The 25,311-nt window shown below is 47.3% G+C and carries 23 protein-coding genes and 1 riboswitch; of the genes, 11 read left to right on the top strand and 12 right to left on the bottom strand.

The window, feature by feature from the left end; translation table 11 throughout:
* Positions 1-29 precede the first annotated feature (29 nt).
* The gene (locus B5D50_RS00330; protein WP_078920588.1) at positions 30-575 is read left to right on the top strand and encodes a hypothetical protein; all 546 of its coding nucleotides are present in this window, start codon (positions 30-32) and stop codon (positions 573-575) included.
* A gap of 108 nt (positions 576-683) precedes the next feature.
* Here B5D50_RS00330 and B5D50_RS00325 read toward each other — a convergent pair whose 3' ends face one another.
* From B5D50_RS00325 to B5D50_RS00300, 6 genes are all read right to left on the bottom strand, one after another.
* On the bottom strand, positions 684-1,829 hold the full coding sequence (locus tag B5D50_RS00325) for a hypothetical protein (protein WP_143594201.1): 1,146 nt from the start codon (positions 1,827-1,829) through the stop codon (positions 684-686).
* Positions 1,792-2,604, bottom strand: coding sequence for a hypothetical protein (locus tag B5D50_RS00320; RefSeq protein ID WP_143594200.1), 813 nt, complete (start codon positions 2,602-2,604; stop codon positions 1,792-1,794). The genes B5D50_RS00325 and B5D50_RS00320 overlap by 38 nt, the downstream gene beginning before the upstream one ends.
* Positions 2,605-2,665: 61 nt before the next feature.
* Positions 2,666-3,460, bottom strand: coding sequence for an ABC transporter permease (locus tag B5D50_RS00315; protein ID WP_078920585.1), 795 nt, complete (start codon positions 3,458-3,460; stop codon positions 2,666-2,668).
* Positions 3,457-4,365 carry an ABC transporter permease subunit gene (locus B5D50_RS00310; protein ID WP_078920584.1) on the bottom strand — a complete coding sequence of 303 codons (909 nt, stop codon included), beginning with the start codon at positions 4,363-4,365 and terminating at the stop codon, positions 3,457-3,459. Before B5D50_RS00310 ends, B5D50_RS00315 begins: the two co-directional genes overlap by 4 nt.
* A 10-nt stretch (positions 4,366-4,375) precedes the next feature.
* Positions 4,376-5,515, bottom strand: a complete 1,140-nt coding sequence (locus B5D50_RS00305) for an ABC transporter ATP-binding protein (RefSeq protein ID WP_078920583.1) — start codon at positions 5,513-5,515, stop codon at positions 4,376-4,378.
* A gap of 108 nt (positions 5,516-5,623) precedes the next feature.
* Complete coding sequence (locus B5D50_RS00300; protein WP_200806999.1) at positions 5,624-6,742, bottom strand: polyamine ABC transporter substrate-binding protein; 1,119 nt, start codon at positions 6,740-6,742, stop codon at positions 5,624-5,626.
* Positions 6,743-7,096: 354 nt separating this feature from the next.
* Here B5D50_RS00300 and B5D50_RS00295 point away from each other — a divergent pair, with 354 nt between their 5' ends.
* The 3 genes from B5D50_RS00295 to B5D50_RS00285 are packed head-to-tail and all read left to right on the top strand — an operon-like array spanning position 7,097 to position 11,161.
* Positions 7,097-8,476, top strand: a complete 1,380-nt coding sequence (locus tag B5D50_RS00295; protein ID WP_078920582.1) for a glutamine synthetase family protein — start codon at positions 7,097-7,099, stop codon at positions 8,474-8,476.
* A 13-nt stretch (positions 8,477-8,489) separates the two neighbouring features.
* Positions 8,490-9,854: an aspartate aminotransferase family protein gene (locus tag B5D50_RS00290; RefSeq protein WP_327192630.1), complete on the top strand. Its 1,365-nt coding sequence runs from the start codon at positions 8,490-8,492 to the stop codon at positions 9,852-9,854.
* Complete coding sequence (locus tag B5D50_RS00285) at positions 9,854-11,161, top strand: NAD(P)/FAD-dependent oxidoreductase (RefSeq protein WP_078920580.1); 1,308 nt, start codon at positions 9,854-9,856, stop codon at positions 11,159-11,161. The genes B5D50_RS00290 and B5D50_RS00285 overlap by 1 nt, the downstream gene beginning before the upstream one ends.
* Before the next feature lie 9 nt (positions 11,162-11,170).
* Here the strand turns inward: B5D50_RS00285 and B5D50_RS00280 are convergent, their stop codons facing one another.
* Complete coding sequence (locus B5D50_RS00280; RefSeq protein WP_078920579.1) at positions 11,171-11,728, bottom strand: TetR/AcrR family transcriptional regulator; 558 nt, start codon at positions 11,726-11,728, stop codon at positions 11,171-11,173.
* 128 nt (positions 11,729-11,856) lie between these two features.
* Here B5D50_RS00280 and B5D50_RS00275 point away from each other — a divergent pair, with 128 nt between their 5' ends.
* The 3 genes from B5D50_RS00275 to B5D50_RS00265 all read left to right on the top strand — a co-directional run bounded on the left by B5D50_RS00275 (position 11,857) and on the right by B5D50_RS00265 (position 14,642).
* Positions 11,857-12,702: an alpha/beta fold hydrolase gene (locus B5D50_RS00275; RefSeq protein ID WP_078920578.1), complete on the top strand. Its 846-nt coding sequence runs from the start codon at positions 11,857-11,859 to the stop codon at positions 12,700-12,702.
* A gap of 7 nt (positions 12,703-12,709) precedes the next feature.
* Positions 12,710-13,573, top strand: a complete 864-nt coding sequence (locus tag B5D50_RS00270; protein WP_078920577.1) for an alpha/beta fold hydrolase — start codon at positions 12,710-12,712, stop codon at positions 13,571-13,573.
* A gap of 64 nt (positions 13,574-13,637) precedes the next feature.
* Positions 13,638-14,642, top strand: coding sequence for an NADP-dependent oxidoreductase (locus tag B5D50_RS00265; RefSeq protein WP_078920576.1), 1,005 nt, complete (start codon positions 13,638-13,640; stop codon positions 14,640-14,642).
* 9 nt (positions 14,643-14,651) lie between these two features.
* Here B5D50_RS00265 and B5D50_RS00260 read toward each other — a convergent pair whose 3' ends face one another.
* The 4 genes from B5D50_RS00260 to B5D50_RS00245 are packed head-to-tail and all read right to left on the bottom strand — an operon-like array spanning position 14,652 to position 18,845.
* A complete protein-coding gene (locus B5D50_RS00260; protein ID WP_078920575.1) occupies positions 14,652-15,551 on the bottom strand; it encodes an NAD(P)-dependent oxidoreductase in 900 nt (299 codons plus the stop codon).
* A 24-nt stretch (positions 15,552-15,575) separates the two neighbouring features.
* Positions 15,576-16,997: an aldehyde dehydrogenase family protein gene (locus tag B5D50_RS00255; RefSeq protein WP_078920574.1), complete on the bottom strand. Its 1,422-nt coding sequence runs from the start codon at positions 16,995-16,997 to the stop codon at positions 15,576-15,578.
* A 25-nt stretch (positions 16,998-17,022) separates the two neighbouring features.
* Entirely contained in the window at positions 17,023-17,595 is a 573-nt protein-coding gene (locus tag B5D50_RS00250; protein ID WP_200806998.1) for an HD domain-containing protein, read from the bottom strand.
* 20 nt (positions 17,596-17,615) lie between these two features.
* The gene (locus tag B5D50_RS00245) at positions 17,616-18,845 is read right to left on the bottom strand and encodes a TauD/TfdA family dioxygenase (protein WP_078920572.1); all 1,230 of its coding nucleotides are present in this window, start codon (positions 18,843-18,845) and stop codon (positions 17,616-17,618) included.
* A gap of 261 nt (positions 18,846-19,106) precedes the next feature.
* Here B5D50_RS00245 and B5D50_RS00240 point away from each other — a divergent pair, with 261 nt between their 5' ends.
* From B5D50_RS00240 to cysN, 3 genes are all read left to right on the top strand, one after another.
* Entirely contained in the window at positions 19,107-19,670 is a 564-nt protein-coding gene (locus B5D50_RS00240; RefSeq protein ID WP_078920571.1) for an HD domain-containing protein, read from the top strand.
* A gap of 239 nt (positions 19,671-19,909) precedes the next feature.
* Positions 19,910-20,839 carry a sulfate adenylyltransferase subunit CysD gene (cysD, locus tag B5D50_RS00235; RefSeq protein WP_234975750.1) on the top strand — a complete coding sequence of 310 codons (930 nt, stop codon included), beginning with the start codon at positions 19,910-19,912 and terminating at the stop codon, positions 20,837-20,839.
* On the top strand, positions 20,840-22,117 hold the full coding sequence (cysN, locus tag B5D50_RS00230; protein WP_078920569.1) for a sulfate adenylyltransferase subunit CysN: 1,278 nt from the start codon (positions 20,840-20,842) through the stop codon (positions 22,115-22,117).
* 72 nt (positions 22,118-22,189) lie between these two features.
* Here cysN and B5D50_RS00225 read toward each other — a convergent pair whose 3' ends face one another.
* Entirely contained in the window at positions 22,190-22,894 is a 705-nt protein-coding gene (locus B5D50_RS00225; RefSeq protein ID WP_078920568.1) for a DUF3108 domain-containing protein, read from the bottom strand.
* Positions 22,895-23,122: 228 nt separating this feature from the next.
* A riboswitch (cobalamin riboswitch) is annotated at positions 23,123-23,315 on the top strand.
* A 61-nt stretch (positions 23,316-23,376) separates the two neighbouring features.
* Here B5D50_RS00225 and B5D50_RS00220 point away from each other — a divergent pair.
* Complete coding sequence (locus B5D50_RS00220; RefSeq protein ID WP_159448536.1) at positions 23,377-25,245, top strand: TonB-dependent receptor domain-containing protein; 1,869 nt, start codon at positions 23,377-23,379, stop codon at positions 25,243-25,245.
* Positions 25,246-25,311: the final 66 nt, after the last annotated feature.

Genomic DNA, 25,311 nt, shown 5'->3' with positions numbered 1-25,311 from the left:
TGAAATCCCTAGCTGTGAGGAGAGTTGTTATGAAATATTTTGACTCAACAAAAAAACAACTGAATGTGCTTATCGCATTATCTTTTTTAGTCTCAGCAAATGTATTAGCTGAGAGTAGTCCTCAAATAAAGTGGTCTAAGCCTGTTTTAATAAAGAAAGAGGGGCAGTTTTCTGTTTATGAAGTAGGCAAGATAAGTAGTTTAAGTGATATGAGTAATGCTGAAAATACTGCGCGACTCTCTCTCAACGGACCTATATTTACATTTAATGCATATACCTTCTCAGGGGATCAGGTTGATTGGTATTTTCGATATGGTAGTACAGTCAGGCATTCTATTTTTTCCTGCAATGTTTCACCTAAAACGATTTCTGTCTTTGCCAGATGGAATGTACAAGGAGCTGAGTCTTGGAATCATACATGGAATACAACAGTTGAGGCTGGTAAATGCTATTATTTTAATAGTGATAAAATTTATAACTATAAAGATTATTATTCTTTCGTGGGTGCGGTTTATGCCAAAGGACGCTCTGCAAACTTCATGAACACGGATTCATCAAAGTTTATAATTTATTAACATATTTGATTTTATCTAGCATCTGCATCAAATTAGGTTTGTGTAGATGCTAGTTATAATAGTAGAGTATTTATGTGTATTAGCTAATTTATAAAGAAATATGACTTCTTAAAAATCAATAATTGCATAATCAAATAACAAAGGATCGACGATCTTTCTCATATTATGTAAATCAATATACTCATTAAACGATAAAGAATTCCATTCAGATGGTTTAGGTCGAAAAGATTGGTTATTCATATATTTTTGAAGATTTTGTAAAAATATTAGCTTCTGATTGAAGGATTCCATAAGTTTAAGGTTAATTTCAACGCTGATTTCTGTATCACCAACCAAAACATCACTTACCCCTAATGTCTCAGCCATTAATCCTGCATCCAGCATGCTTGCAGCCAAGCCAGTGACTAAGGTATTAAAAATCTCTTCATGTGCTTGATAAGCTTTTGGATTTATCACTAAACGCCCATCAGGTGTTTCTTCGGTTACACCGATGTAGTCGCTCATCACTCCAATAGCAGTAGCCATCAAATTGGTTAAACGTGTTAATGGCAGAGGGTAGGCTAGATTCATCCCAAAGGCTGCTCGACGTAGCTGCTCCATCGCCAATACAACACTTGACCCTGCAACCATAATTGATCTGATTTTTTGTGTAATTACATCCACATCGGTTAAGTTGGGATTTTGAGCAGCATCAATCCATTTCCAAGTTGTGTCAGTGGACTCATCAGCAAAAGTTGCATGATGTAGCAGTAATTCAAAAGCCAGACCATCAGCCTGTAATTCTAAGTATTTAAGCTTATCATTATGCTTTAGATCCATCGGTTCATCTTCGTCTGCAGCGAACACAACCAAATGTTGAGTACCTTCATCTAAGAAGTGTTGCGCGACCGCTCCACAATGTCCTAGTAACCAATGAGCAAGTTCATGCAATAAAATCCATCGCGTAGCTAATGCGGTTAGCAGATATTTTTTTTTACCTACTCCTGATGGAAAAATAAAAAAATAATCATTTTTGCATAATTCAGTAAATAAGGTTGCAATATTTTTTATAGTTCCACTATTAACTGTGATTACTGGTTGTAAAGGTTCTATTGCAGAAACACTTGCACCAATTTTTGGTGAATCGAGCAAGATAAAAGCATTAACAGCGGGAACAGGTGCTTCTGTATGTATTTGAATAGCGGAACGCACTGCATTTACCTGCTCAGTCCAAAATTTATGGAGTTCTGTTTTGCCAAAAGTTATCTTTCTCACTGGTTGTTACTAACAGAAATGGATAAACCACTACAGATATTTTGCCCTGTAGTCCTTTATCCATCTGCAATTGCAAGGCAAAGCGATTTAGTTCATCCAGGTTAGTCATATAGCCTGTGCGTGCAGAACGGGAGTGAAATGGCAGATTACCCGCAACTTTGATGCCAATCAACTCACGAAAGCCACCGCCTTTATCTGGGTCAAATGACAAGCTCCTACCATTTTGTGGATATATTAAATCTCTATCTGTGCAGTAGTTGAGATGATTGGCGTGTTCAACTGGGGCAAAAACCATAAAGTCGGAAGTCGAGCGCATTAGAAATAGGAAGTGATCACCTCGTTCAGCTTTTAACTCTAAGTGAAACTGCGCTGTTATAGTATGGTGATCTAAGTACTCATTTGTAGCTAAAGTAGCTTGGTCAAAAATAATTAGATTAAGCTGTCCTGCTTCCTTCGTATGAAAGCGCATCCAGTTGCCACACAAATTTGAATTGTAAATTATTGACTCCCAAGGAGACTCGGTATCAGCGAGTAGTGCTAATGGGCTTGTTAAGCCTAAAAAACTGGCAATGTCTTGTGCTCTGTTATTCGCAATTGGTATACCTTTCCATACATTGCGAGGTGTTGTATTTTCAGTGCCATCATGGTTTCTACCTTGTGCTTGAGCATAGGCAATCTCGAATTCTCTTAAAGAGAATATCCCTCGGCTTGCTAGATAGCTTCGCACTTTGATGGGAGATAGTTGTATAGACGAGTGCCGTTTATTAGTACTCATTAGTAATTCCATAGAAACAGGCAAGCACTAATTAAGTAATTGCCTGTTGATAGGTTAGTTATCAGTTAGTTTGTTCCTCAGCTCGCCGACTCACCAACGAAGCAATCACGACACCCACACTCACTAATAAAATCAATAGGGTCGATAGGGCATTGATCTCAGGGTTCAAACCTAAGCGGACTTGGCTATAAATTTTCATCGGTAGGGTGGTTGAGCCAGGGCCTGAAGTAAAGGAGGCGATGACTAAATCATCCAATGACAAAGTAAAAGCCAATAACCAACCTGCAATAATTGCAGGCATAATAATCGGCAGGGTCACTTGGAAAAAGGCAGAGAGTTTAGTGCAACCTAAATCTAAAGCAGCTTCTTCTAACGATTTATCAAAACTCACTAAGCGCGAAGACACTACGACAGTTACAAAGCACATGGTTAAAGTGGTATGCGCTAAGGTAATGGTCCAATAGCCTCGATCTAAACCAATCGCAACAAACAGTAGAAGTAGCGCTAAGCCAGTAATAACTTCAGGCATTACTAACGGTGAATAGATCATTCCCGAGAAGATTAAACGCCCACGGAAACGCCCCACCCGAGTCAAAACAATCGCTGCCATCGTACCAAGAATAGTGGCTAGGGTGGCACTCACTACCGCGACTTTTAGCGTGACCCAAGCGGCCTGCATAAACATCTCATTCTGAAACAAGCTCACATACCATTTAGTCGAAAAGCCTCCCCAAACGGTCACTAATTTCGAAGCATTAAAGCTAAACAAAATTAGCAATAAAATAGGCAAGTAGAGAAAGGAAAAGGCGAGCATCAGGCTGGTTAAATTAAACCAGCTAAAACGGGTTACATTCATGCATTATCCTCCCGTTGGCGTTCTTGAATCCGTTGGAAAATCACAATAGGAATGACGAGCGACAGCAATAACACCACAGCGACCGCTGAGGCAATCGGCCAATCACGATTCCCAAAGAATTCACTCCAGAGGGTTTTACCAATCATGATCGTGTCGGAGCCACCGAGTAAGTCGGGGATCACAAATTCACCCATCGCAGGAATAAAGACTAAGAAACAGCCTGCCACTACACCGGGTAAAGATAAAGGAAAGGTCACTTGCCAGAAAGCTTTAATCGGCGAGCAGCCTAAATCGAGCGCGGCTTCAATCAAAGTCTGATCTAGCTTTTCTAGGGTTGCATAGAGAGGGAGCACTAAGAAGGGCAGGTAAGAATAGACAATGCCAATATAAACCGCTGTCGGGGTATTAATAATAGCGAGGGGGTTATCAATTAAACCTAGACCCATCAAGCCCATATTGAGCAAACCTTCGGGCTTTAAAATCCCAATCCATGCATAGACTCGAATTAAGAAGCTCGTCCAAAACGGCAGAATCACCAGCATTAATAGAATAGTACGCCAGCGTTGTGGTGATTTGGCCAAACCATAAGCCATCGGATAGCCAATTAGCAAGGTCAGTAAGGTTGAAATAAATGCAATCTTTAAGCTATTTAAGTAAGACAGAAAATAGATTTTGTCATCCAACAGCCAAGCAAAGCTTTCAAAATCCAGTTGGCTAAAAAAGCTCGTGATCCCTGAGAGGCCTTCAGATAGATTGAGGGTCGGTACATAAGGCGGCAATGCATTGGCGGTATCCGACAGCGAGATTTTAACGACGATAGCAAAGGGCAATAAAAAGAAGATCAGCAACCACAAAAATGGGATTGCTATGAGTAGAAAACGTCCCCAATCAAATTGGCGTTGCATAGCATCCTCCTTAACGTTTGAGAGGCACAGCTGCAGTCAGTGACCAAGATAACCATACTTGATCCTCCCAGGTAATCGCTCGATTACGGACCCGCCGCAGATTCGCCATTTCTGATTTCAGTGTACTCCCATTGGGCAAGCGGACATGGTAGGTCGAGGTATCACCCGAATAGGCAATATCCCAAACAATGCCTTTAACCGCATTCAACTCACCTTGGGGTGGCTCTTTACTCACCATCACTTTTTCAGGACGGACTGCTAGCCATACGGTTGAATGGGGTTCTAGTACCACATCACTGACTAACCGAAAGCGATTACCTTGTTGGTCATTGAGTTGATATTCTTGACCATTATGACCTGCAACCGTGCATTCAATAAAGTTCACATTACCAATAAAATCAGCGACATAACGTGAATTAGGAGCTTCATAAATATCCGCCGGTGTATCGACTTGCATCACTTGGCCTTTATCCATGACGGCGATTCGACTGGCCATCGTCATCGCCTCTTCTTGATCATGCGTCACAATCATAAAGGTCATGCCGAGCTTTTCTTGGAGGTTCATAAGCTCGAATTGGGTTTGCTCACGGAGCTTCTTGTCCAAAGCACCTAAAGGCTCATCCAGTAGCAGCAATTTAGGCCGTTTGGCTAAGGAGCGCGCCAAGGCTACCCGCTGCCGTTGCCCGCCTGACAATTGATGAGGTTTACGTTGGGCAAAAGGTTCGAGCTGGACTAAAGCCAACATTTCTTTGACTCTTTGCTCAATCGCTTCAGCACTTTGGCCTTCTTGTTTTAAGCCAAAGCCAATATTCTTAGCGACCGTCATATGCGGGAAGAGGGCATATGACTGGAACATCATATTGATGGGGCGTTTATTCGGCGGAATATGGCTAATATCTTCCCCTCCAATCAGAATCCGCCCACTAGTCGGTGTTTCAAAACCCGCAAGTAGACGCAACATCGTGGTTTTACCACAACCAGAAGGGCCTAATAGGGCGTAGAATTCGCGCTCATAAATATCCAAGGTTAAATTATCTAAAGCCACGAAGTCGCCAAAACGCTTAGTCACATTTTCAAAGCGAATTAGTGGTTTTTGAGTTGGATCTAACCACGGCGCAAAGACTTTGCGCTGTTCTGGTGCATCCGCCATCTGTGCTACTCCTTCCGACACCCAATAGTAATGAGATTTGCTTAATAGCAGTTTGACATATCGGCTTCAAGCGTTTGAAGCCGATGTTGAATAGCTAAGTACTAGTGCTTATTGACCACTTTTAATCGTCGTCCAAGAACGATTGAATAAGCGTTGAGTGCTATTATCCAAGGTTTTAACCGTGAAGAGATTTTTCATTACTTCTTCCGTAGGATAAATAGCGGGATTTTCCAAGATTTCTTTATTAATAAACTCTTGTGAGGGCTTATTGCCATTCGCATAAGAGACTGCATTAGAAATGCGAGCGATATTCTTAGGCTCCATCACAAAGTTAATAAACTCATGGGCTTCGGCGACATTTTTAGCATCAGCTGGAATAGCCATCTGGTCAAACCACATGGTACTACCTTCTTTAGGGATAACATATTTAACAGTAATACCGTTTTTGGCTTCAGCAGCCCGCGATTCGGCTTGGAAAATATCCCCAGAGAAACCCACCGCCACACAAATATCACCATTGGCTAGGGCAGTAATGAACTCGGATGAGTGGAATTTCTTAATATATGGGCGAACTTTTAAGAGTAATTCCTCGGCTTTTTTTAGATTGTCTTTACTAAAATCATTAGGGTCTAAGCCTAAGTATTTCAACGCAGGCGGGATAATATCCGTGGACGAATCCAACAAATAGATACCACACTCGGCTAATTTACTGGCTACTTCTGGCTTGAAAACCATATCCCAAGAGTCTACAGGGGCATCGGGCAATAGCTTTTTCACTTTCTCTTCAGAATAGCCAACCCCAATCGTTCCCCACAGATAATTGACGGAGTATTCTTGGCCAGGGTCGTAGACCGCAACCCGCTCATTAACCATATCCCAAGAGTTGGCCAAATTCGGTAGTTTGGTTTTGTCGAGCTTTTGGAAAATCTTGGCTTCGATTTGCCGTGCTAAGAAGTTAGCCGTGGGGACTACTAAATCATAACCGGAAGAACCCGCAGACAGCTTGGTTTCGAGCAGTTCATTGGAGTCAAACACATCATAATTGACTTTGATGCCGGTTTTTTCCGTGAACTCTTTGAGTACATCATTATCAATGTAATCTGACCAGTTATAGATATTTAAGCTACGCTCTTCAGCGGTACTGGGGGTAGCTACACTGAAGGCTAGGGTGGTAGCCACCATCGTGGACACTGCTAACTTTTTAAAATGAGCAAATGTTTCTTTCATCTGAAATGTTCCCCTTACGATTTAAACTAATTCCTCAAATCTACCGCTTCATTATAGGGATTAAGCCTCGGTTTGATTAACAATTTTTTCACTTAGGTAAATGTGATCACAATATGGCTTTGATCCTGAGGCGGGTCAAGTATTTTGACCTCATTATGACCGTTTAGCGCTAAAAAAATTCCTATAGTCACCAACCGCTTAGCAGGAGGTTAGTTTCTGACGATGCTTGTTGCTATGCAGCATGCTTTGTTGCACTTATCGAGCAGCCGATAGTTGACTTTTAAGCAGCGACCCCGGAAAATGTGATCACATAATCTCAATAACCGACTAGGAACTAGTCCGAAGCGTGCAATCATGAGCGATCAAAACACTCATATCTCCCTCAAATCTGACTCTCAAGATGATTTAAAAGACCTAATCCGCCGTTACCAAATTGATGAAGTAGAATGCGTCGTCGCCGATATTCATGGTGTCGCCCGTGGCAAAGTCATGCCTGCCTCTCGATTTGGTGAGCTACAACCTGCGTTTTTGCCCTTTAGTATCTTTTTTCAAACGATTACTGGTAAGTATTTCGAGTTTGATTCTGAAGAATACACTACTGAAATCGACCTGCGCTTAGTGCCAGACTTATCGAGCGTGCGAGCCTTACCTTGGGCGCGCCATCCGAGCTTAATGGTGATTCATGATCTCTATTATCAAAATGGGATGCCAGTGCCTTGTGCTCCACGGAATGTATTAAAGCGGGTGATTAACAAATATGCCGATAAAGGTTGGAAGGCGATTGTTGCCCCTGAGTTAGAGTTTTATCTCACTGAACGCAATATTGATCCTGATATTCCACTCAAACCTCCAGTGGGGCGCTCTGGGCGGCAAAGTGTCGGACGTCAAGCCTTTTCGATGATGGCTTTGGATGAGTATGAGCCGATTATTGAGGATATTTATAAGTTTGCGGATGCTCAAGGTTTGGAAATCAATACGATTATCCAAGAAGGTGGCCCCGCCCAGCTTGAAATCAATCTCATGCACGGTGATCCACTGCTCTTGGCTGATCATGTATTCATTTTCAAGCGTCTCATTCGTGAAGCTGCGATGCGGCATAATTGCTATGCCACTTTTATGGCTAAGCCGATGGAGTTAGAACCCGGCAGTGCGATGCATATTCATCAAAGTGTGGTGGATGCTAAGACTGGCAAGAATATCTTCTCGGATGCTAAGGGTGAACCAACTCCACTGTTTTATAACTTTATCGCTGGGCAACAAACCTATTTAGAAGCGGCCACCTGCATTATGGCTCCCTATGTCAATTCATTCCGCCGTTTGATGCCTGGTTATTCTGCGCCGATTAATTTGGAGTGGTCAGTGGATAATCGTTCTGCTGGCTTGCGTGTTCCACGCAGCCCGCCAGAAGCACGACGGGTGGAAAATCGCATTGCAGGGATGGATACCAACCCATATCTCGCAATTGCAGCCAGTCTTGCAACGGGCTATCTCGGTATGGCACATCGTTTAGAGCCAAGTACAGAGTTTCTCGGTAATGCCCAACAAGATACCAAATACGGCTTACCCCGTGGTTTACAAGAGGCGATGGTCGCTTTTGATGATTGTGAAGAACTACAAGAGCTATTAGGCCACCAGTTCTCAGACATCTATAAAGCCCTGAAAACCTGTGAGTTTGAAGAATATATGCAAGTTGTCAGCCCTTGGGAGCGTGAACACTTGTTACTCACTGTTTAATTAAGGAATGACGATGACCCATTATCAAGCACAAGATGCAGCTCATCATATTCATCCATTCACTGATACTGCGCATTTGAATCAAAAAGGAGCGCGGGTCATTACACACGCGGAAGGCGTTTATATTTATGACAGCAAAGGCAATCGCATTCTTGATGGCATGGCAGGTTTATGGTGTGTCGGGGTCGGCTACGGGCGGGAAGCAATCGTCCAAGCCGTTAGTGCGCAAATGCGTGAACTCCCCTACTACAACACCTTTTTCCAGACTAGCCACCCCCCCGTCATCGAATTAGCCGCCCGCTTGACGAGTTTAGCCCCTGAGCAGATGAATCATGTATTTTTCACTGGCTCAGGTTCGGATGCTAATGACACTATTTTGCGGATGGTGCGGCATTTCTGGGCTGCCCAAGGCCAACCCGAGCGTCAGGTGATTATCTCACGCAAGAACGCTTACCACGGCTCAACAGTGGCAGGGGCGAGCTTAGGTGGTTTTAGTGTGGTACACGAGCAGGGTGGCTTACCGATTCCTGGCATTGTGCATATCAATCAACCCTATTGGTATGGCGATGGCGGTGATCTTGACCCGAATGAATTCGGCTTACAAAGGGCGCGGGAGCTAGAGTCCAAAATTCTGGAGCTTGGTGCGGATAAGGTCGCTGCATTTATTGGCGAACCCATTCAAGGGGCTGGTGGTGTGGTGATTCCACCCCTGACTTACTGGCCAGAGATTGAACGGATTTGTCGCAAGTATGACATTCTGCTAATTACGGATGAAGTGATCACGGGATTCGGGCGGACGGGTGAGTGGTTTGGTGCAGATTATTTTGGGATCAAGCCAGATTTAATGACGATTGCTAAAGGCCTCACGGCGGGTTACATCCCGATGGGTGGAGTCTTGGTTAGTGATCGGGTGTTTGATGTGATTGCGAATCACGGTGAGTTTTATCACGGCTATACCTATTCAGGGCATCCGGTGGCTTGTGCAGCGGCTTTAGCGACCTTGAATATTTTGGAGAGTGAAAACTTACCGCAGCGGGTCAAATCGGATATTGGCCCGTATCTGCAAGAGCGCTGGTTAAAACTGGCAGAACATCCACTGGTTGGCGAGGCACGCATGCTTGGTTTAGTGGGGGGGATTGAATTAACCCCCAATAAAACTAAGCGTGCACCGTTCAAAGTGGAAAAGGGTACGGTGGGTTTAATCTGCCGTGAGCATAGCTTTAATAATGGCTTAGTGATGCGTCATGTAGGTGACACCATGATTATTTCGCCACCCTTGGTGATTAGCCACAGCGAAGTAGATGAACTCATTGAAAAAGCCACCCTCACCCTAGATCAAACCTATGCTCAGGCTAAGGATCAAGGCTTCTTCAGTTAATGGCGACTGGTTTTTTATATAGCAATGATCGGCCGGGGCAATACCCGGCTTCTTGGTATGCGGCCACGGCGAATACCTTGTCTGATGCTCCCCAGCTGCAAGGCACTATCACTGCCGATGTATGCATCATTGGGGGCGGATATACCGGCTTATCGGCAGCTCTGCATTTAGCTGAAGCGGGTTATCAAGTCGTTTTACTGGAGGCGCATCGAGTCGGTTGGGGGGCGTCGGGGCGCAATGGTGGGCAAGTCGGTACCGGTTGGAATAAAGATCAGGCTGAGCTTGAGGTGCTGGTTGGCCGTACCCAAGCCCAAGCACTCTGGGATTTATCTTTAGAAGCCGTGCAGCTGTGCAAAGATTTAATTCACAAATACCAAATAAGTTGTGATCTGCAAGCAGGGATTATTCATGCGGATCATCGGCGGCGTTTTGTGCAAGCGAGCCGTGAGTTTGCTGAAAAATTGCAGCGCGATTATGCCTACACTGATATTCAATTTTTAGATCAGGCGGCTCTCCAGCAAGAATTGCATTCGCCTTTATATTACGGTGGCATGCTCAATTTAGGGGCAGCGCATCTACATCCACTCAATTATGCCTTGGGTTTAGCAGCAGCGGCAAAACGTGCCGGTGTGATCATTTATGAGCGTTCGCCCGCCATAAACTATACTAAGGGCGCTAAACTAGCGGTGAATACGGCTCAGGGGCAGGTTACTGCGGATTATTTAGTTTTGGCATGTAATGGTTACTTAGATGATTTAGAACCGAAAATTGCTTCTCGAGTAATGCCGATTAATAACTACATAGTTGCGACTGAGCCTTTAAGCATGGCGCAAATTCAAGATTTAATACCCAATCGTTACGCGGTGGCGGATTCAGCGTTTGTAGTGAATTATTTCCGAATGAGTGCGGATCAGCGTTTATTGTTTGGTGGTGGTGAAAGTTATAGTTTTAAATTTCCAAAGGATATTCCTGCGTTAGTGCGTCCTAGAATGCTGGCAGTCTTTCCACAATTGGCCAAGGCTAATATTGAGTATTCATGGGGGGGGACGCTAGCAGTCACGGTGAATCGCTTACCTTATTTTACCCGCTTACAACCTAATGTCTTTTCGGCGAGTGGTTATTCTGGGCATGGGGTGGCTTTAGCAACTTTAGCGGGTAAATTATTAGCGGAAGCGCTTGCCGGTACGGCTGAGCGTTTTGAGGTCATGGCTAAATTACCAAATTGGTCGTTTCCCGGTGGAACTTGGCTGCGCTGGCCGTTGTTAGTGACGGCTATGATGTATTATTCACTGCGAGATCGGTTTTGATAGCGCTCTCTAAAGCGAGCTGATTTTTTCGCGGCAGGTTTCTAGGATTTCATCAGCAAGCGGAGAATCATCGGGACAAGCCCGTGACAGCATGAGCGCACCGACAGCCAGCGCAATCGCATTAATGTTCTTAGCGCGTGTCTCACGCGATAGAGCCATATCCTCAGTAGCATCGGGATTCAGCACTGCAAGCAAACGCTCTAGTCCAGCAGCAAAGACTTCTCTGACGGGCTTTGGCTGACGCGCCGCGTCTGCACTCAATGCTGCCATCGTGCAACCTTCACCAGGAGCATCACGGTGCTGCCTAGACAAGTACTGCTGCACAAATCCAGCAAGATCTGAATCTTCGATCATTGCCACGGTTTGCGAGAAGCCACAAACGGTGGCTTCCGCCATTAAATCGGCCTTGGAGTCGAAATGCTTGTAGAAGCCGCCATGAGTAAAACCCGCAGCAGCCATTAGGTCGGCAACACCAACACCGTCGTAGCCATGCTCACGAAAGAGTTTAGAGGCTGTTTCGACAATATGCGCCCGGTTCGCTTGTGCTTGTGCTTTGGTAATCTTCATATCGAACTGACTTTTTCATCTCTGTTAGGAGCTTCCAGTATACATTGATGTCACCCATCATCAAAATACTTGACAGTTTAGATTATGATCGTCATCATTAATAAACATTAATTGAAAGGACCCTAATCATGAGCATCACTCACCTGACCGCACCCACACAATTGATCGAAGTAGATGGCGACAAATTCGCCTACCGCCGCTGGGGCAATGCTTCTGGTTCGCAGCCACCGCTATTCTTCGTGCAACACTTCCGAGGTGGTATGGATCATTGGGATCCGCTGTTGACCGATGGACTGGCTGCAGACCGCGAAGTGATCCTTTTCAACGGGCGCGGCATCGCCTCGTCGAGCGGTACTCCACGCAACCGTATTGAAGACATGGCCGATGACATTGCACAGGTGATCCGTGCACTAGGTCTGTCACAGGTAGATCTGCTAGGTTTTTCGCTCGGTGGTTTCCAAGTACAGGAAGTAGCACTGCGCCATCCGCAACTGGTACGCAAGTTACTACTGCTAGGTACTGGCTTGCGCGGCGGTGACCCGAACATGGAGCCCAAGGTGCTCGAAGTCGCACCCCGTCCGGTGCCGACGGCGGAGGACTTTCTCTACCTGTTTTTTGGGCGCTCCGAAGCTGCTCAGCAGGCTGGGCTGGCTTTTTGGGAACGTCGTCACCAGCGTGTCGATCAGGACCCGCCCAGTTCCGCCGCAGTTGCTCAGGCACAGGCTGAAGCCCATGCTGCCTATCTACCGCCGCTGGCAGGCGAGAACCCCTACGCCTATCTAAATGCCATCCAGCAGCCCACCTTGGTGCTCAACGGGCGCAAAGATGTGATGATCCCCACGATCAATTCTTGGCATTTGGCACAGAACATCCCCAATGCCCAGTTGCTGATCTATCCAGATGCCGGTCACGGTGCACAATTTCAGTATCCCGAGCGCTTCCTCAAACATGCGATCCAATTCTTAGCGGAATGAATCAAAAATGAACAGTTTCAACCCTGATACTCAGTCGGCACCATCCTATGTAAAAGCCCCAACTCACCTGATCAAAGCAGGAGATACTACCTTCGCTTACCGTGAATTAGGTCAGCAGAACGGTATTCCTCTGGTGCTACTCAATCATTGGGGTGCGGTACTGGATAACTTCGACCCACGCATCGTGGAAGGCTTGGCCCGCCAGCATCGCGTCATTGCTATCGACTACCGAGGAATCGGTTTGTCCGGTGGCACTGCGCCAGTGACCGTGGGCGAGATGGCACGTGATACCCTCTTACTCATCCGTGCGATGGGTTTTGAACAAGTCGAGCTACTAGGCTTTTCGCTCGGTGGCTTCGTGGCGCAGGAGGTGGTGCTGACAGCACCAAACCTCGTGCGCAAGCTTATCCTCACTGGCACGGGTCCAGCGGGCGGCCAAGGCATTGATCGTGTTGGCGCTGTGTCTTGGCCGCTGATGCTCAAGGGGCTGTTGACGCTGCGTGATCCCAAAACCTACTTGTTTTTCACCTCTACGGCCAATGGTCGGCAGGCGGCAAGCGCCTTTCTGAAGCGCTTGCAGGAGCGCAAAACCGATCGTGACAAGGCGGCAACACCTAGCGCATTCTTTCGCCAACTCAAGGCGATCAAGGACTGGGGACGGCAAACGTCGCAAGATCTATCCCATCTGCGTTTGCCTGTCCTGATTGTCAATGGAGACCATGATATTATGGTACCCACCGCGCTGAGCCACGATATGGCACGGCGGATTCCGAACTCGCGGCTCGTTATCTACGAAGACGCCGGACATGGCGGAATCTTCCAGTATCATGAAGACTTCGTGAGGCAAGCTTTGGCCTTTCTTGCAGAATGATGCCACGCAAGCTGCTTGCAGCCGACTCACACACTCAAACACACTCAAAAAAGAGAAAACCTATATGAAAGCCTTCACCATTGATCGCTACGGCAAGAAAGAAATCGGTCACCTGACCGAAGTAGGCGAGCCAGAACTACAGGAGGAGGATGTCCTAATCCAGATCCATGCAGCCAGTGTCAATCTTCTCGATATCAAGATCAGGAACGGGGAGTTCAAACTTATCTTACCCTATCGCCTGCCGCTAGTGCTGGGACACGATGTCGCCGGTACGGTTATCAGGGTCGGCTCAGGTGTGCGGAAATTCAAATCGGGTGATGAAGTCTATGCACGACCGGATGATTTCCGAATCGGCACCTTCGCCGAGTACATTGCCGTCAAAGAAGGGTCGCTTGCGCATAAGCCTACCAAGCTGACTATGGAGGAAGCAGCCTCTATCCCTCTGGTTGGCTTGACCGCTTGGCAGGTGCTGGTCGAAACCGCCAAGCTCAAGCAAGGGCAGAAAGTATTCATTCAGGCTGGCTCCGGTGGTGTGGGTAGTATTGCTATCCAGTTGGCCAAGCATCTGGGTGCCTTCGTTGCGACAACGACGAGCACCCGCAATGTCGAATGGGTTAAAGCGCTGGGTGCGGATGTCGTCATCGACTACAAGCAGCAGGACTTCGCCACCGAGTTGCGCGACTACGACGTAGTGCTGCACAGTCTTGGCAGCGACGAGCTGGAGAAATCACTACAGGTACTCAAACCAGGTGGCTACCTCGTTTCCATCTCCGGCCCGCCTACACCAGAATTTGCGGCAGAAAAAAAGCTAGCTTGGCCTTTGAAACTGGTGCTGAGCGTGTTGAGCCATCGCATCAGGAGCAAGGCAAAGCGGCGTGGTATCCACTACAGCTTTGTTTTCATGCGAGCAAGCGGGAATCAGCTAGGTGAAATCAGCGCACTGATCGAGTCTGGTGCTATTAAACCATCCGTAGATCGAAGCTTCCCCTTCGACTCGATAGCGGAAGCTTTGGCTTATGTCGAGACAGGACGGGCGAAGGGGAAGGTGATCATCAAAGTGAAGTCATAAAACCAACGCTTATTCAAGTCGCGCTGGAAAACCCGGTGCGCGCAGATCGGTTTGTAGAGCGTCTTCGAGTAATTTGACGATCTGGGTAGATTGTGCATCCCCGCCATAGGTCGCTTTGCCTTGCAGAAAGATGTCGTGAGTGAGTTTGGCTAGTTGTAGGGGTACACCAAAATCACGGCTGTAGTCGGCAGCAAAGCCGAGATCTTTCAAGGCTAGATCCATCGTGAAAGCAATGTCATAACTGCCGTTAAGGATGAGTTGCCCCTCGGTTTCGTGTACAAAACTGCTCCCACTACTGGCACTAATAGCCGCCCAAGCTTGGGCTAGATCTAAACCGCCTCGTTGCGCCAGCATCAAGGCTTCACCATCGGCGACTAGATGAATAAAGGCGAGCATATTGGTAATCACTTTAATCACCGCTGCACTCCCTAAAGGACCCATGTGGAAAATTTTATCGCCCATCGCTTGCAAAGCTGGGCGATGTTGAGCCAATAAATCAGCCTCGCCTCCTACTAGCACGGTGATTTTTCCTTGCGCAGCTAAATGCACGCCGCCTGTAACAGGGCATTCAAGTACCTGCATACCACTGGCTGCCGCTTTGGCTGCTAAAGCGAGTATAATATCACGCCCTAAGGTGGACATTTCGATCCAATGCAAGTTGGGTTTACCCACCGCGATCATGGCATCTAATACCATTTCACTCACGGCTGGGGAAGGCAGGCAGGTAATGACTGCATCCACCTCTGCCACCAATTCTGCGACGGTAGCGGCCCACTGCGCACCAGCTTCCTGATGCCTGTGTGCTAAGGCGGGGTTTTTATCGTGTACCACGACTTCAAAGCCAGCGCGTAACAAACTTGCCGCCAAATGACCGCCGAGATGGCCTAAACCAATGTATCCGTATTTCATGCCGGTTCCTTGTGCTGCACCGAGTTAGTGTGGATAGCCAATGATAGCTTTAGTTTCGAGAAAATCCTGTAAGCCCCATTGGGCATATTCACGGCCGTTGCCTGATTGCTTGTAACCACCGAAGGGGGCGTATAAATCCCATTCAGGGTAGTTCAATTGTACTTGACCCGCCCGTAAACGGCGGGCAATACGGGCAGCGTGCTGAGGATCTGCACTAGAGATATAGGCTGACAAACCGTAATCGCTATCATTAGCCAGTTGAATCAGCTCTTCTTCATCCTGATAAGGCAGGATGACCAAGACAGGGCCAAAAATTTCTTCACGGGCAATCCGCATATCTTGGCGCACATCGCCAAACACCGTGGTTTTTACATAATAGCCTTGTTCCAATCCCGCTGGTTTGCCAAGCCCCCCACAGACAAGACTAGCACCCTCGTCGATACCGATTTGAATCCATTGTTGAATGCGTTCGTATTGCAAGGCGCTGACCACAGGGCCTAGGTCCGTATCAGCGGCTTGTGGATCACCTACTTTGAGTGCGAGTGCCGCCAGCTTAGCTTGTTGTAGAGCTTCGGCATAGTGCTCTAGTGGGACGTAAAGACGTGAAGGTGCATCACAGGATTGGCCGCTGTTACTCATGCAGTAGTTCACGGCTTGGGTAATTGCTTTGGGGAGGTCGGCATCGCGTAAAATCAGGTTGGGTGATTTACCGCCTAGTTCTAAACTTACTCGCTTTACAGTATCAGCGGCTGCTTTGCTGATAGCAACACCTGCCCGCATTGAGCCAGTGAATGAGACCATCGCCACTTCAGGGTGCCTAGACAAGGCTTGTCCTACACCTTCGCCATCACCGTGTAATAGATTAAATACGCCGGGTGGTAGGCCTATTTCGTCGACGATTTCTGCAAAAATCTGCGCACTCAAAGGCGCAATTTCACTAGGTTTGACGATCATCGTGCAACCGGCGGCGAGGGCGGGAAGCACTTTGACCACTAATTGATTCATCGGCCAATTCCACGGAGTGATCAAGGCCACTACGCCGATCGGTTCATGCACAATCTGTGATTGATTAACTCGGTATTCAAAGGCGAATTCACGCAAGGCTTTTAAATGCACGTCGAAATGGGCAAGGCCTGATTCAGCTTGTGCATTCAGCGCGAACTGAGCCGGTGCACCCATTTCGAGGCGGATGGCATCAGCTAAGTCTTGGCGGCGGCGTGCATAAGCAGCACGCAAGGCTTCTAGATAGCCGATACGTTCAGCCAGCGTGGTTTGGGCGTAAGCAGGAAAAGCCTGCTTAGCCGCTTGTATCGCTTGATGAGCATCGGAGGCGTTACCTAAAGTAAGTTCAGCGATGATGCTCGCATTAGCAGGATTGTAAACGGGTAGGGTCGAGCCACTAGGCATGAACCATTGGCCGTTGAGATAGGAAGGCAAGGTTTGCATGTTGAGGGTTCCTTACCCGATGGGTTTAGGGGGCTTGTAAGATGGCCGGATCGAAAGCAGTACGGCTAAATACCTCACGCAGCATGGGCATGAAATAAGCCAAGGGCTTAGTTGGATAACTCGGGTCAAAAGCGGCTTGATCCCAGCGCTCACAAAAGTGGCAGCATGCCACAAACCAAGGGTGATCTTGATAGGCCAAGTAACCGTCTGGATTATCGCCATAATGGTGGGCGTAGTAACGCATTTGAAACAAGCCATGCATTTCCACGACCCAAGTCACTTCAGCACGTACATAGGGACGTAAAATGCTGGCAGCAAACTGAGAGTGATTGGCGGGGGCGAGTTCGTCGCCTAAATCATGTAATAAGGCAGCTACGATATAGTCGATGTCTGCACCGTCTGCTTCTGCACGGGTCGCAGCTTGTAAACTGTGCTCTAGGCGGCTGATTTGATAGCCTTGTAAGCCACTGCCTAAGCTTTGTAAAGCACCTTCGAGGCGTTCCGGTAAGCTACGGATGTAGCGGTGCTCTAAACTGCGTAGAAATTGGTACTCTTCAGTAGTACCGTCTTTCATTTGGGTAAAGGCAACGGTTTGCATAATGTGCTCCTTGTGCGAACCTATAGAGAGCGGTTTAACTGTTGGCTTAAACGCCGATAGTGGCTGCGTGGTGTATCACGATCAATATAACAGCCTTGTAAATGGCGGTTGCCTTGAGTAGGGTCAAAAGCCGTGCGCCCGTGTAAGACACGATTATTGTCAAACATCATTAGCTCACCCGGCATCAGTTTAAAATGTAATTCGTAACTGGGGTCGGAAAATAGGCTGCTCAACCGCCCCAAAGCCGCTTGGAGTCGGCGCGTGCTAGCTTCGTCCAGCAGTGGCAGGTCGCACAGGCGGGGGCTAAAATGCACGCCGATCATCTGTCCACGTCCATCCTGCTCAATCACGGGGCAGACATTCACCAGCTGAGCTTGGCTACCACGGTATTCAAAACGCAGCGGGATGGTGGTGAGTAGCGCATAGCCAGCGGGGTCTTCGGTTTTTAAATGGGCGCACACCGCAAGACTGTCTACTAAGGTCGAATAACCGCCATCAGTTTGGTTTTCAAGGCAGTGCAAGAGCTGAATACCGGGTACGGGCGTGCGATAGGGATTATCGGTATGCGGGGCTAAAGCGATAGCACGATAGGCTAGGTCATCACTAAAGTCAGCCTGCTCACTAGGTGGAATGGAGTGCACGTCAAACAGTAGGCCGAAATTGGTCTCACGTAAGTAACCAAAGCGTCGGGCGATAGTTAGGATACTGCTAGGTTCGGTGGGGGTATCGTGTAATAGTAAAAAACCGTATTGAATAAAGTCGGTTAAAGCCCTGAAGAAAGGTTCGTCTTGGGTTAGGGTACGCCAGTCATAACGTGGCAAAGGGCGTTGAACCTGAGTAGCCTGCTCTGTTGTTTGCCAGTCGGCTGTGCGCCAAGCGATGCTCTGGGGGCATTCGTCATCTAGAGTAAGATCGCGGGTCAGGCGTTGGAGAGACAAAGTGGTGGACAAGCCATCACTAAACTGAAGTCGCAAAGCATCTCCGCTGATCAGCGCCTGTGTTAATTCAAGATCTGTGGCTAGCAGATGGGGGTTGATTAAGCGCTGGCGTGTGCTTAGATCACGTTCTTCAGGGGCTTCGCTGCGGGTACGTAGCCATAAAGCAGGGATATAGGTAGGCGTTTGGTTTGGCATCCTGACCCATAATTCAACTCGGGTCGGGGTAGGGCGAACTTCAAACGTATAGGCTGACATCATGACCGCCTCAATTAAGTGATGAATCGTGGATAGAATCGGCGCCCATTGTCCCACTCTATTTCAGGCCACACAAGTGCGAAACACACCCTTGTCTTTCTGCCGTGCTGCACTCACCCTAAGCCGTGAAACAAGGCTTGTGTGCCTCCATCCGTTTGCATCAACAGTTGTTTAGAGTGTGTCAAGAAAGTCGGTTCTAGACTAAGGCTTGAACTAGCTCATCTGAGGCTCAACAGTTATGAGTCCTCAATTGAATCTGCCGCTGCTGTTCTTGATATACTATTTTCCTAGGTAGGAATAGATACAAGGAAAAACATCATGCCTAACTTATGGTCACAAGATCTTTTTACTAAAGCATGGGAATATGCTGCCGTGGCTCATCACGGGCAAACTTATTCAACCCCTGTTGAAGGTTTGCGGATGGATTATCTGGCGCATGTCGGTGCAGTGGCAATGGAACTCATGCATGGCTTAGTCACTGAGCAGCAAGGTTTGGAGTTTGATTATGCTCTGCAATGCGCTTTGCTTCATGACGTTTTGGAGGATACCCCACGTACTTATCCTGAACTGGTGGCTGAGTTTGGGCAGAAAATTGCTGATGGAGTAGCCGCTCTAAGTAAAAATCCAGATTTGCCACGTACCGAGCAAATGCTGGATTCACTACAACGCATTCAGCAGCAACCCAAAGAAGTGTGGGTCGTCAAATTGGCAGATCGGATTAATAATTTATCAGCTCCCCCTGCACATTGGACTTATGAGCGTAAGCTGGCTTATCAAGCAGAGGCACAAGTGATCTATGACCATTTGCACAGCGCGCATGCTTTACTCGCTCAGCGCCTAAGCCAAAAAATTGCTAATTATTCTCAATACTTAACAGCTTGATGTGCAAAGCTAGAACTCCGTAGGGAGTCCACTACCTATTCAGCATGAGTATGGTTTCCTTTTGTGGCTACACCGCAACAGTCGATCTATTGTGCATAGCAACAATTCAGGAAAAGTAGTAGGCTATAGCCAACCGAATGAATATCTTTTTTAGAGATTTTCATATCGGAATATATCACTTTTTTCGCTTTAAAAGATCGCGGATACTACACCGCATTAAGAAGTTTTGAAGGATTAGCATGATGCTGTTCAATCGACAACAGACACAATTAAAAACTTTACCGCATCTCGATTGGCTGGAAGCAGAGGCAATCCATATTATGCGTGAGGTTGCCGGACAATGCGCTAACCCAGTGCTGTTATTCTCCGGTGGTAAAGACTCTATCTGCCTGTTGCGGATTGCTGAGAAGGCATTTCGCCCGGGGCGTTTTCCCTTTCCATTGATGCATATTGATACGGGGCATAATTATAAGGAAGTCACTGATTTCCGTGATCAGCGTGCTGCTGAATTAGGCGAGCGCTTGATTGTGCGTTCGGTCGAAGATTCTATGCAGCGTGGCACAGTGGTGTTGAAGCACGAAAACGAATCACGCAATAAGCATCAATCGGTGACTTTATTAGAAGCGATTGAAGAATTTGGTTTTGATGCTTGCATCGGTGGCGCACGGCGTGATGAAGAAAAAGCGCGGGCTAAAGAACGGATTATGAGCTTTCGGGATGAGTTTGGGCAGTGGGATCCTAAAAACCAACGCCCTGAGTTATGGGATTTATACAATGCCCGCGCTCACAAAGGTGAAAATATTCGTGCCTTCCCGATCTCTAATTGGACGGAGTTAGATGTATGGCAATACATCCAACGCGAAGGTTTAGAGTTACCGAGTATTTATTTCGCGCATCAACGGCCGATTGTACGTCGTCAAGGTTCGATTGTACCTGTGACTGAGTTAACTCCCGCGAAAGCAGGTGAAGCAATTGTGAATCTGCAAGTTCGCTTCCGTACTGTTGGTGATATTACCTGTACGGCTCCGGTGGAATCGGCTGCCGATAGTGTTGAAAAGATTATTGCTGAAACTGCAACCACGACCATTACTGAGCGCGGTGCTACCCGTTTAGATGATCAAGCCAGTGAAGCGGCGATGGAACAACGCAAGAAAGAGGGGTACTTCTAAATGCAATTGATTGAAGATCACGGCTTGCTGCGTTTCTTAACCTGTGGCAGCGTGGATGATGGTAAAAGTACCTTGATTGGGCGCTTATTATTTGATTCTAAAGCGATTCTGGCTGATACCTTAAGTGCGATTGAAAAGACCTCACTCAAGCGTGGGATGCAAGAAGTGGATTTATCGCTGCTCACCGACGGCTTACAAGCTGAGCGCGAGCAGGGTATTACGATTGATGTCGCTTACCGCTATTTCTCAACGGGGACACGCAAATTTATTATTGCTGATGCCCCAGGGCATGAGCAGTACACCCGTAATATGGTGACGGCAGCCTCAACCGCGAATCTTGCGATTATCTTGATTGATGCACGTAAAGGCGTACAACCACAAACTCGGCGGCATTCTTATTTAGCGCACTTAGTAGGCATTCCGCATTTGGTAGTTGCGGTGAATAAGATGGACTTGGTGGATTATAGCCAAGCCCGCTTTGAAGCCATTAAAGCCGATTATTTAGCCTTTGCTCAGCAATTAGGGATTGAAGATGTCCGTTTTATCCCATTATCTGCCTTGAAGGGCGATATGGTGGTGGATCGTGGTGAGAAGTTAGCTTGGTACGAGGGCGATACTTTAATGGAGATTTTGGAGGCTGCTCCGGCTGCTCACACTGAGCATGATGAGCCTTTCCGTTTTCCTGTGCAGTATGTGTGCCGCCCACAAGACTCGACCAATCCAGAACTCCACGATTATCGAGGGTTTATGGGGCGAGTGGAGTCTGGCAGTATTCAAGTCGGTGATGCAGTCACGGTATTACCTTCCGGTCGTACTAGCCTAGTGAAAGCGATTGAATTAGGTGGCAAGGCTTTGCGTGAAGCGATCACAGAGCAGTCAGTGACTTTATTGCTCACGGATGAAATTGATATTTCCCGTGGGGATATGATTGTGAAAACTGAGGCTGTACCGACCCAAACCAAGCAAGTGAATGCGACGGTGTGTTGGTTAGCAGAAGCCCCCTTAGATCGTGCGCGGACTTATCTAATTCGCCACACGACCCGCGAAACCAAAGCAAAAGTCGCGGCGATTGAATGGCGGGTCGATATTAATACTCTAGATCGTCAATCCGCTGAGCGCTTACAGATGAATGATATTGCCCAAGTCAGTTTTAAATTAGCCCAACCTTTATTGACAGACCCGTATGTAGATAATCGTGGCACGGGTGCTTTTATTATCATTGACGAAAGTACGAATAACACGGTGGGCGCGGGGATGATCACTAAGCTTGCCGCCTGATCACCCGTTAGAATTCAGGGTATCTAGCTCGAGAATCGTCATTTGAGTGACGATTCGATTCGTTTTTGAATGCTAGTGTTTAGCTTGATAATGAGTGAGTTGCGCTTCAGTGATATTGCCCTTTTCATTATGCTGAATTTGGGCAGCTACATAATCAAGTTCAGGAGCTAGCCATAAAGTTGTTTGCCGCTCACCATTATCACGAGTCATTTTCACCTTTTCGCAAGCATATTGCCCCAGTGGGGTCGTAATAGTTTCCTTGCCTAAGCGCTGAAATTGATAGGTTTTTAGTTTGCCGCGTTCCGTGATCGAATAATTCAAGGGACGATTCGCCGCCACATCCTCCATTAGGCGCAGCTCAATGAGCGCGGGATCAATCGTGTTCTTGGGGACTTTAAGCGTATAAGCTGTCTGGTCGAGTTTGCCTTTGATTTCTGTCGCACTAGTAAACTGGTATTGATCTTGTTTTGCCTTGCGGCGACTTTTGTGTTGATACAGATATTGCTGAGTTTGCAGTTTATCCCCTTGTTTTAAACCTACACTGCGTTCAGTCAAAGAGTCACCGCTAATTAAGGCAGCGACGCCATTCGCTTTGGTGATTTTTTGAAAAGTGTAGCCTGCAGCTTGGTAACTCAAGCTGGTCTGAGTTTCGCCGACCGTCAAGCCGGAGTTAGCGACACTATAGGTGGCTTGAAAGGCTAAGGGCGCTGCGAGTGCTGGCAAACTCGTAAAGCTCAAAGCGCCCGCTATCACTAAAACAGGTCGTTGTTTGAACATGCTAGATATCCTGCATTTTTAATCGTTTTAATTAACTAATCTATTAACAAATTTATTAACCACTTTACTTATAAATTTGACCATAGATCACTCGCCCGGTTCAAATGAACCTCTTATTTAAGGGCATAGCCTAAATTTTAATCGCACTCTTCCTCATCCATCCGCCACTCTCAAAAACAAGTTGTCGTTTGAGTTTGCAGTAGGTTTGACAGCTTGCCAGCAATCACGTAACGTCCAGCGCGCTTAGGTGCATTTTTCGAAGTGTTAAACGGGAAGCTGGTGAATAAGCCAGCGCTGCCCCCGCAACGGTCAGTAAGTTCAGGCTGCTCTAAACCACTGTGTTTTGCAAGCATGGGAAGGTTGCAGCTTCCGACTTTGGTCACTTACAAGCCCGGATACCGGCCTAGCTTATGTTGTGACATGTGATATGTCATGTTTTCCAATCAGCTGCGCGGTGGGCGCGGCAAGCAGGAATGCTAACCATGAAAACCTCTCTTTATGCAAGCTTAGCCGGTCTAAGCCTAGTGACCCTTGTTGCTCCCTCTTTAGTCTGGGCTGAGCCTGCGAATAACGAAATCGAAATTATTATTACCGCAGGGCGCAAGGCACAAACCGCCGATGAAACCCTAGCTCCGGTTACCGTCATTACCCGTCAAGACATTGAAGCCACCCAAGCGAGTACGGTGACTGAAGTCTTGCAGCAAACTCCCGGTCTTACCCTGACTAGCAGTGGCTATATGGGTAAGCAATCATCAGTGCATTTGCGTGGTACCAATGATAGCCATGTTTTGGTATTGGTGAATGGCGTTAAAGTCGGTTCGGCGACTTTGGGAACGACAGCGCTTGAGCTATTCCCTTTAGATCAAGTGGAGCGGATTGAAATTGTGCGTGGCCCGCGCTCAAGTCTATATGGCTCAGAAGCGATTGGTGGGGTGATTCAAATCTTTACCCGCAAAGGCAGTGGGAGCAAAAGCATTCAACCACGGGCTTCGGCCTCGTATGGTAGCTTTAATACCGCCAAAGCCAGTGCAGGTTTAGCGGGTGGTTCTGGCGAAGGAACTTGGTTCAATCTGAATGCTGCCACTGAGCGCACCGATGGAATTAGTACTCAAGATGCCTATACAGTCTATTTACCTGATTTTTCAATAGCTGAGGTGTCTGAACCCGATAAAGATGGCTACAAAAATAATAGCTTTTCTTTACGGGCGGGGCATCGCTTTGAACAGGGTATGAGCCTAGAGGCGGGTGTGATGCAGGCGCGGGGTGAGAGTGAGTTTGATGGTCAGTATCAAAACGAAAACCAGTTTAAGCAGCAAATCGCACAGGGCAAATTGACGGCTCCTCTAGGGTCAAGCACGCAAATCACAGCTCAAATCGGCAACTCCTTGGATAAGCAGGATAGCTACAAAGATGGTGTCTTCCAAGATCGCTTCCAGACCCAACGCATGAATGCTAGTGTGCAGGCGGATGTACAAATGGGCGGCGCTGGCAATCTGACCCTAGGACTCGATCACCTGAAAGATAAGGTCAGCGGGACAACCGACTATGCAGTGAACTCGCGTAAAAATACCGGGGTATTTGCTAGTTATCAAATCACGGCAGGAGCTAACAAATTCGACCTATCCGCTCGCCAAGATGATAATCAGCAGTTTGGTAAAAAGGCCACGGGTGGTGTAGCGTTTGCTCATGAATTCTCTGATAGCTTGCGAGCAACTGCCTCTTACGGTACGGCCTTCAAAGCGCCGACTTTCAATGATTTATATTATCCCTATAGTGGCAATGCTGAGCTTAAGCCTGAGAATAGCAAAAATATCGAGCTAGGGGTTGCAGGGCGTTTGGCGCATGGGGAGTGGGCTATTTCGGCTTTCCAGAATCAGATCGACGACTTGATCCAATGGCGGGATACCGGTGGTGGTGTTTGGAAGCCGATGAATGTTGCCGCTGCAAAGATTAGTGGTTTAGAAGCCAGTGCTAGTCAAGCTTGGGGTGATTGGCAATTAGCCGGTAATCTGACGATTCAACAGCCAGAAGTCACTAGCGGCGAACAAGCCGGTGATTTATTGATTAATCGTCCTCAGCAGATTTTGAACCTCGACTTAGCGCGGCAATTTGGACGCTTCTCAGTCGGTGCAGCTGTGCATGCAGAAGGCCGCCGCTATAATGACACTGATAATCTACAACCTTTAGCGGGTTTCGGTACTTTGGATTTACGTGCTAAGTATCAAGTCAGTCGTGATCTGGCGGTGAGTGCTAAGTTAGCGAATCTACTCGATAAAGATTATGAGCTGCGTAAAGGTTATAATCAGGCGGGTGTGAATGGCTTAGTGACGTTGGATTATCAGCCGAAATAATGCAACCTAGCGGCTACTCTTGAGCAATCGTGAAGAGTAGCCGTTTGAGTCATTTGAATCGGATGT

The sequence above is a fragment of the Thiothrix eikelboomii genome (genome assembly GCF_900167255.1).
Lineage (GTDB): Bacteria > Pseudomonadota > Gammaproteobacteria > Thiotrichales > Thiotrichaceae > Thiolinea > Thiolinea eikelboomii.
Note: the sequence above shows the minus strand (reverse complement) of the source record. Positions and strands in the feature narration are given on the sequence as shown.

What these genes read in the sequence shown, in the direction of transcription:
- B5D50_RS00305 (WP_078920583.1), bottom strand. Translation starts at nt 5,515, where the DNA reads ATGGCGGATGCACCAGAACAGCGCAAAGTCTTTGCGCCGTGGTTAGAT.
- B5D50_RS00320 (WP_143594200.1), bottom strand. Translation starts at nt 2,604, where the DNA reads ATGAGTACTAATAAACGGCACTCGTCTATACAACTATCTCCCATCAAA.
- B5D50_RS00280 (WP_078920579.1), bottom strand. Translation starts at nt 11,728, where the DNA reads ATGAAGATTACCAAAGCACAAGCACAAGCGAACCGGGCGCATATTGTC.
- B5D50_RS00300 (WP_200806999.1), bottom strand. Translation starts at nt 6,742, where the DNA reads ATGAAAGAAACATTTGCTCATTTTAAAAAGTTAGCAGTGTCCACGATG.
- B5D50_RS00330 (WP_078920588.1), top strand. Translation starts at nt 30, where the DNA reads ATGAAATATTTTGACTCAACAAAAAAACAACTGAATGTGCTTATCGCA.
- B5D50_RS00265 (WP_078920576.1), top strand. Translation starts at nt 13,638, where the DNA reads ATGAAAGCCTTCACCATTGATCGCTACGGCAAGAAAGAAATCGGTCAC.
- B5D50_RS00290 (WP_327192630.1), top strand. Translation starts at nt 8,490, where the DNA reads ATGACCCATTATCAAGCACAAGATGCAGCTCATCATATTCATCCATTC.
- B5D50_RS00225 (WP_078920568.1), bottom strand. Translation starts at nt 22,894, where the DNA reads ATGTTCAAACAACGACCTGTTTTAGTGATAGCGGGCGCTTTGAGCTTT.
- B5D50_RS00260 (WP_078920575.1), bottom strand. Translation starts at nt 15,551, where the DNA reads ATGAAATACGGATACATTGGTTTAGGCCATCTCGGCGGTCATTTGGCG.
- B5D50_RS00310 (WP_078920584.1), bottom strand. Translation starts at nt 4,365, where the DNA reads ATGCAACGCCAATTTGATTGGGGACGTTTTCTACTCATAGCAATCCCA.
- B5D50_RS00255 (WP_078920574.1), bottom strand. Translation starts at nt 16,997, where the DNA reads ATGCAAACCTTGCCTTCCTATCTCAACGGCCAATGGTTCATGCCTAGT.
- B5D50_RS00315 (WP_078920585.1), bottom strand. Translation starts at nt 3,460, where the DNA reads ATGAATGTAACCCGTTTTAGCTGGTTTAATTTAACCAGCCTGATGCTC.
- B5D50_RS00295 (WP_078920582.1), top strand. Translation starts at nt 7,097, where the DNA reads ATGAGCGATCAAAACACTCATATCTCCCTCAAATCTGACTCTCAAGAT.
- B5D50_RS00220 (WP_159448536.1), top strand. Translation starts at nt 23,377, where the DNA reads ATGAAAACCTCTCTTTATGCAAGCTTAGCCGGTCTAAGCCTAGTGACC.
- B5D50_RS00275 (WP_078920578.1), top strand. Translation starts at nt 11,857, where the DNA reads ATGAGCATCACTCACCTGACCGCACCCACACAATTGATCGAAGTAGAT.
- B5D50_RS00250 (WP_200806998.1), bottom strand. Translation starts at nt 17,595, where the DNA reads ATGCAAACCGTTGCCTTTACCCAAATGAAAGACGGTACTACTGAAGAG.
- cysN (WP_078920569.1), top strand. Translation starts at nt 20,840, where the DNA reads ATGCAATTGATTGAAGATCACGGCTTGCTGCGTTTCTTAACCTGTGGC.
- B5D50_RS00240 (WP_078920571.1), top strand. Translation starts at nt 19,107, where the DNA reads ATGCCTAACTTATGGTCACAAGATCTTTTTACTAAAGCATGGGAATAT.
- B5D50_RS00285 (WP_078920580.1), top strand. Translation starts at nt 9,854, where the DNA reads ATGGCGACTGGTTTTTTATATAGCAATGATCGGCCGGGGCAATACCCG.
- cysD (WP_234975750.1), top strand. Translation starts at nt 19,910, where the DNA reads ATGATGCTGTTCAATCGACAACAGACACAATTAAAAACTTTACCGCAT.
- B5D50_RS00270 (WP_078920577.1), top strand. Translation starts at nt 12,710, where the DNA reads ATGAACAGTTTCAACCCTGATACTCAGTCGGCACCATCCTATGTAAAA.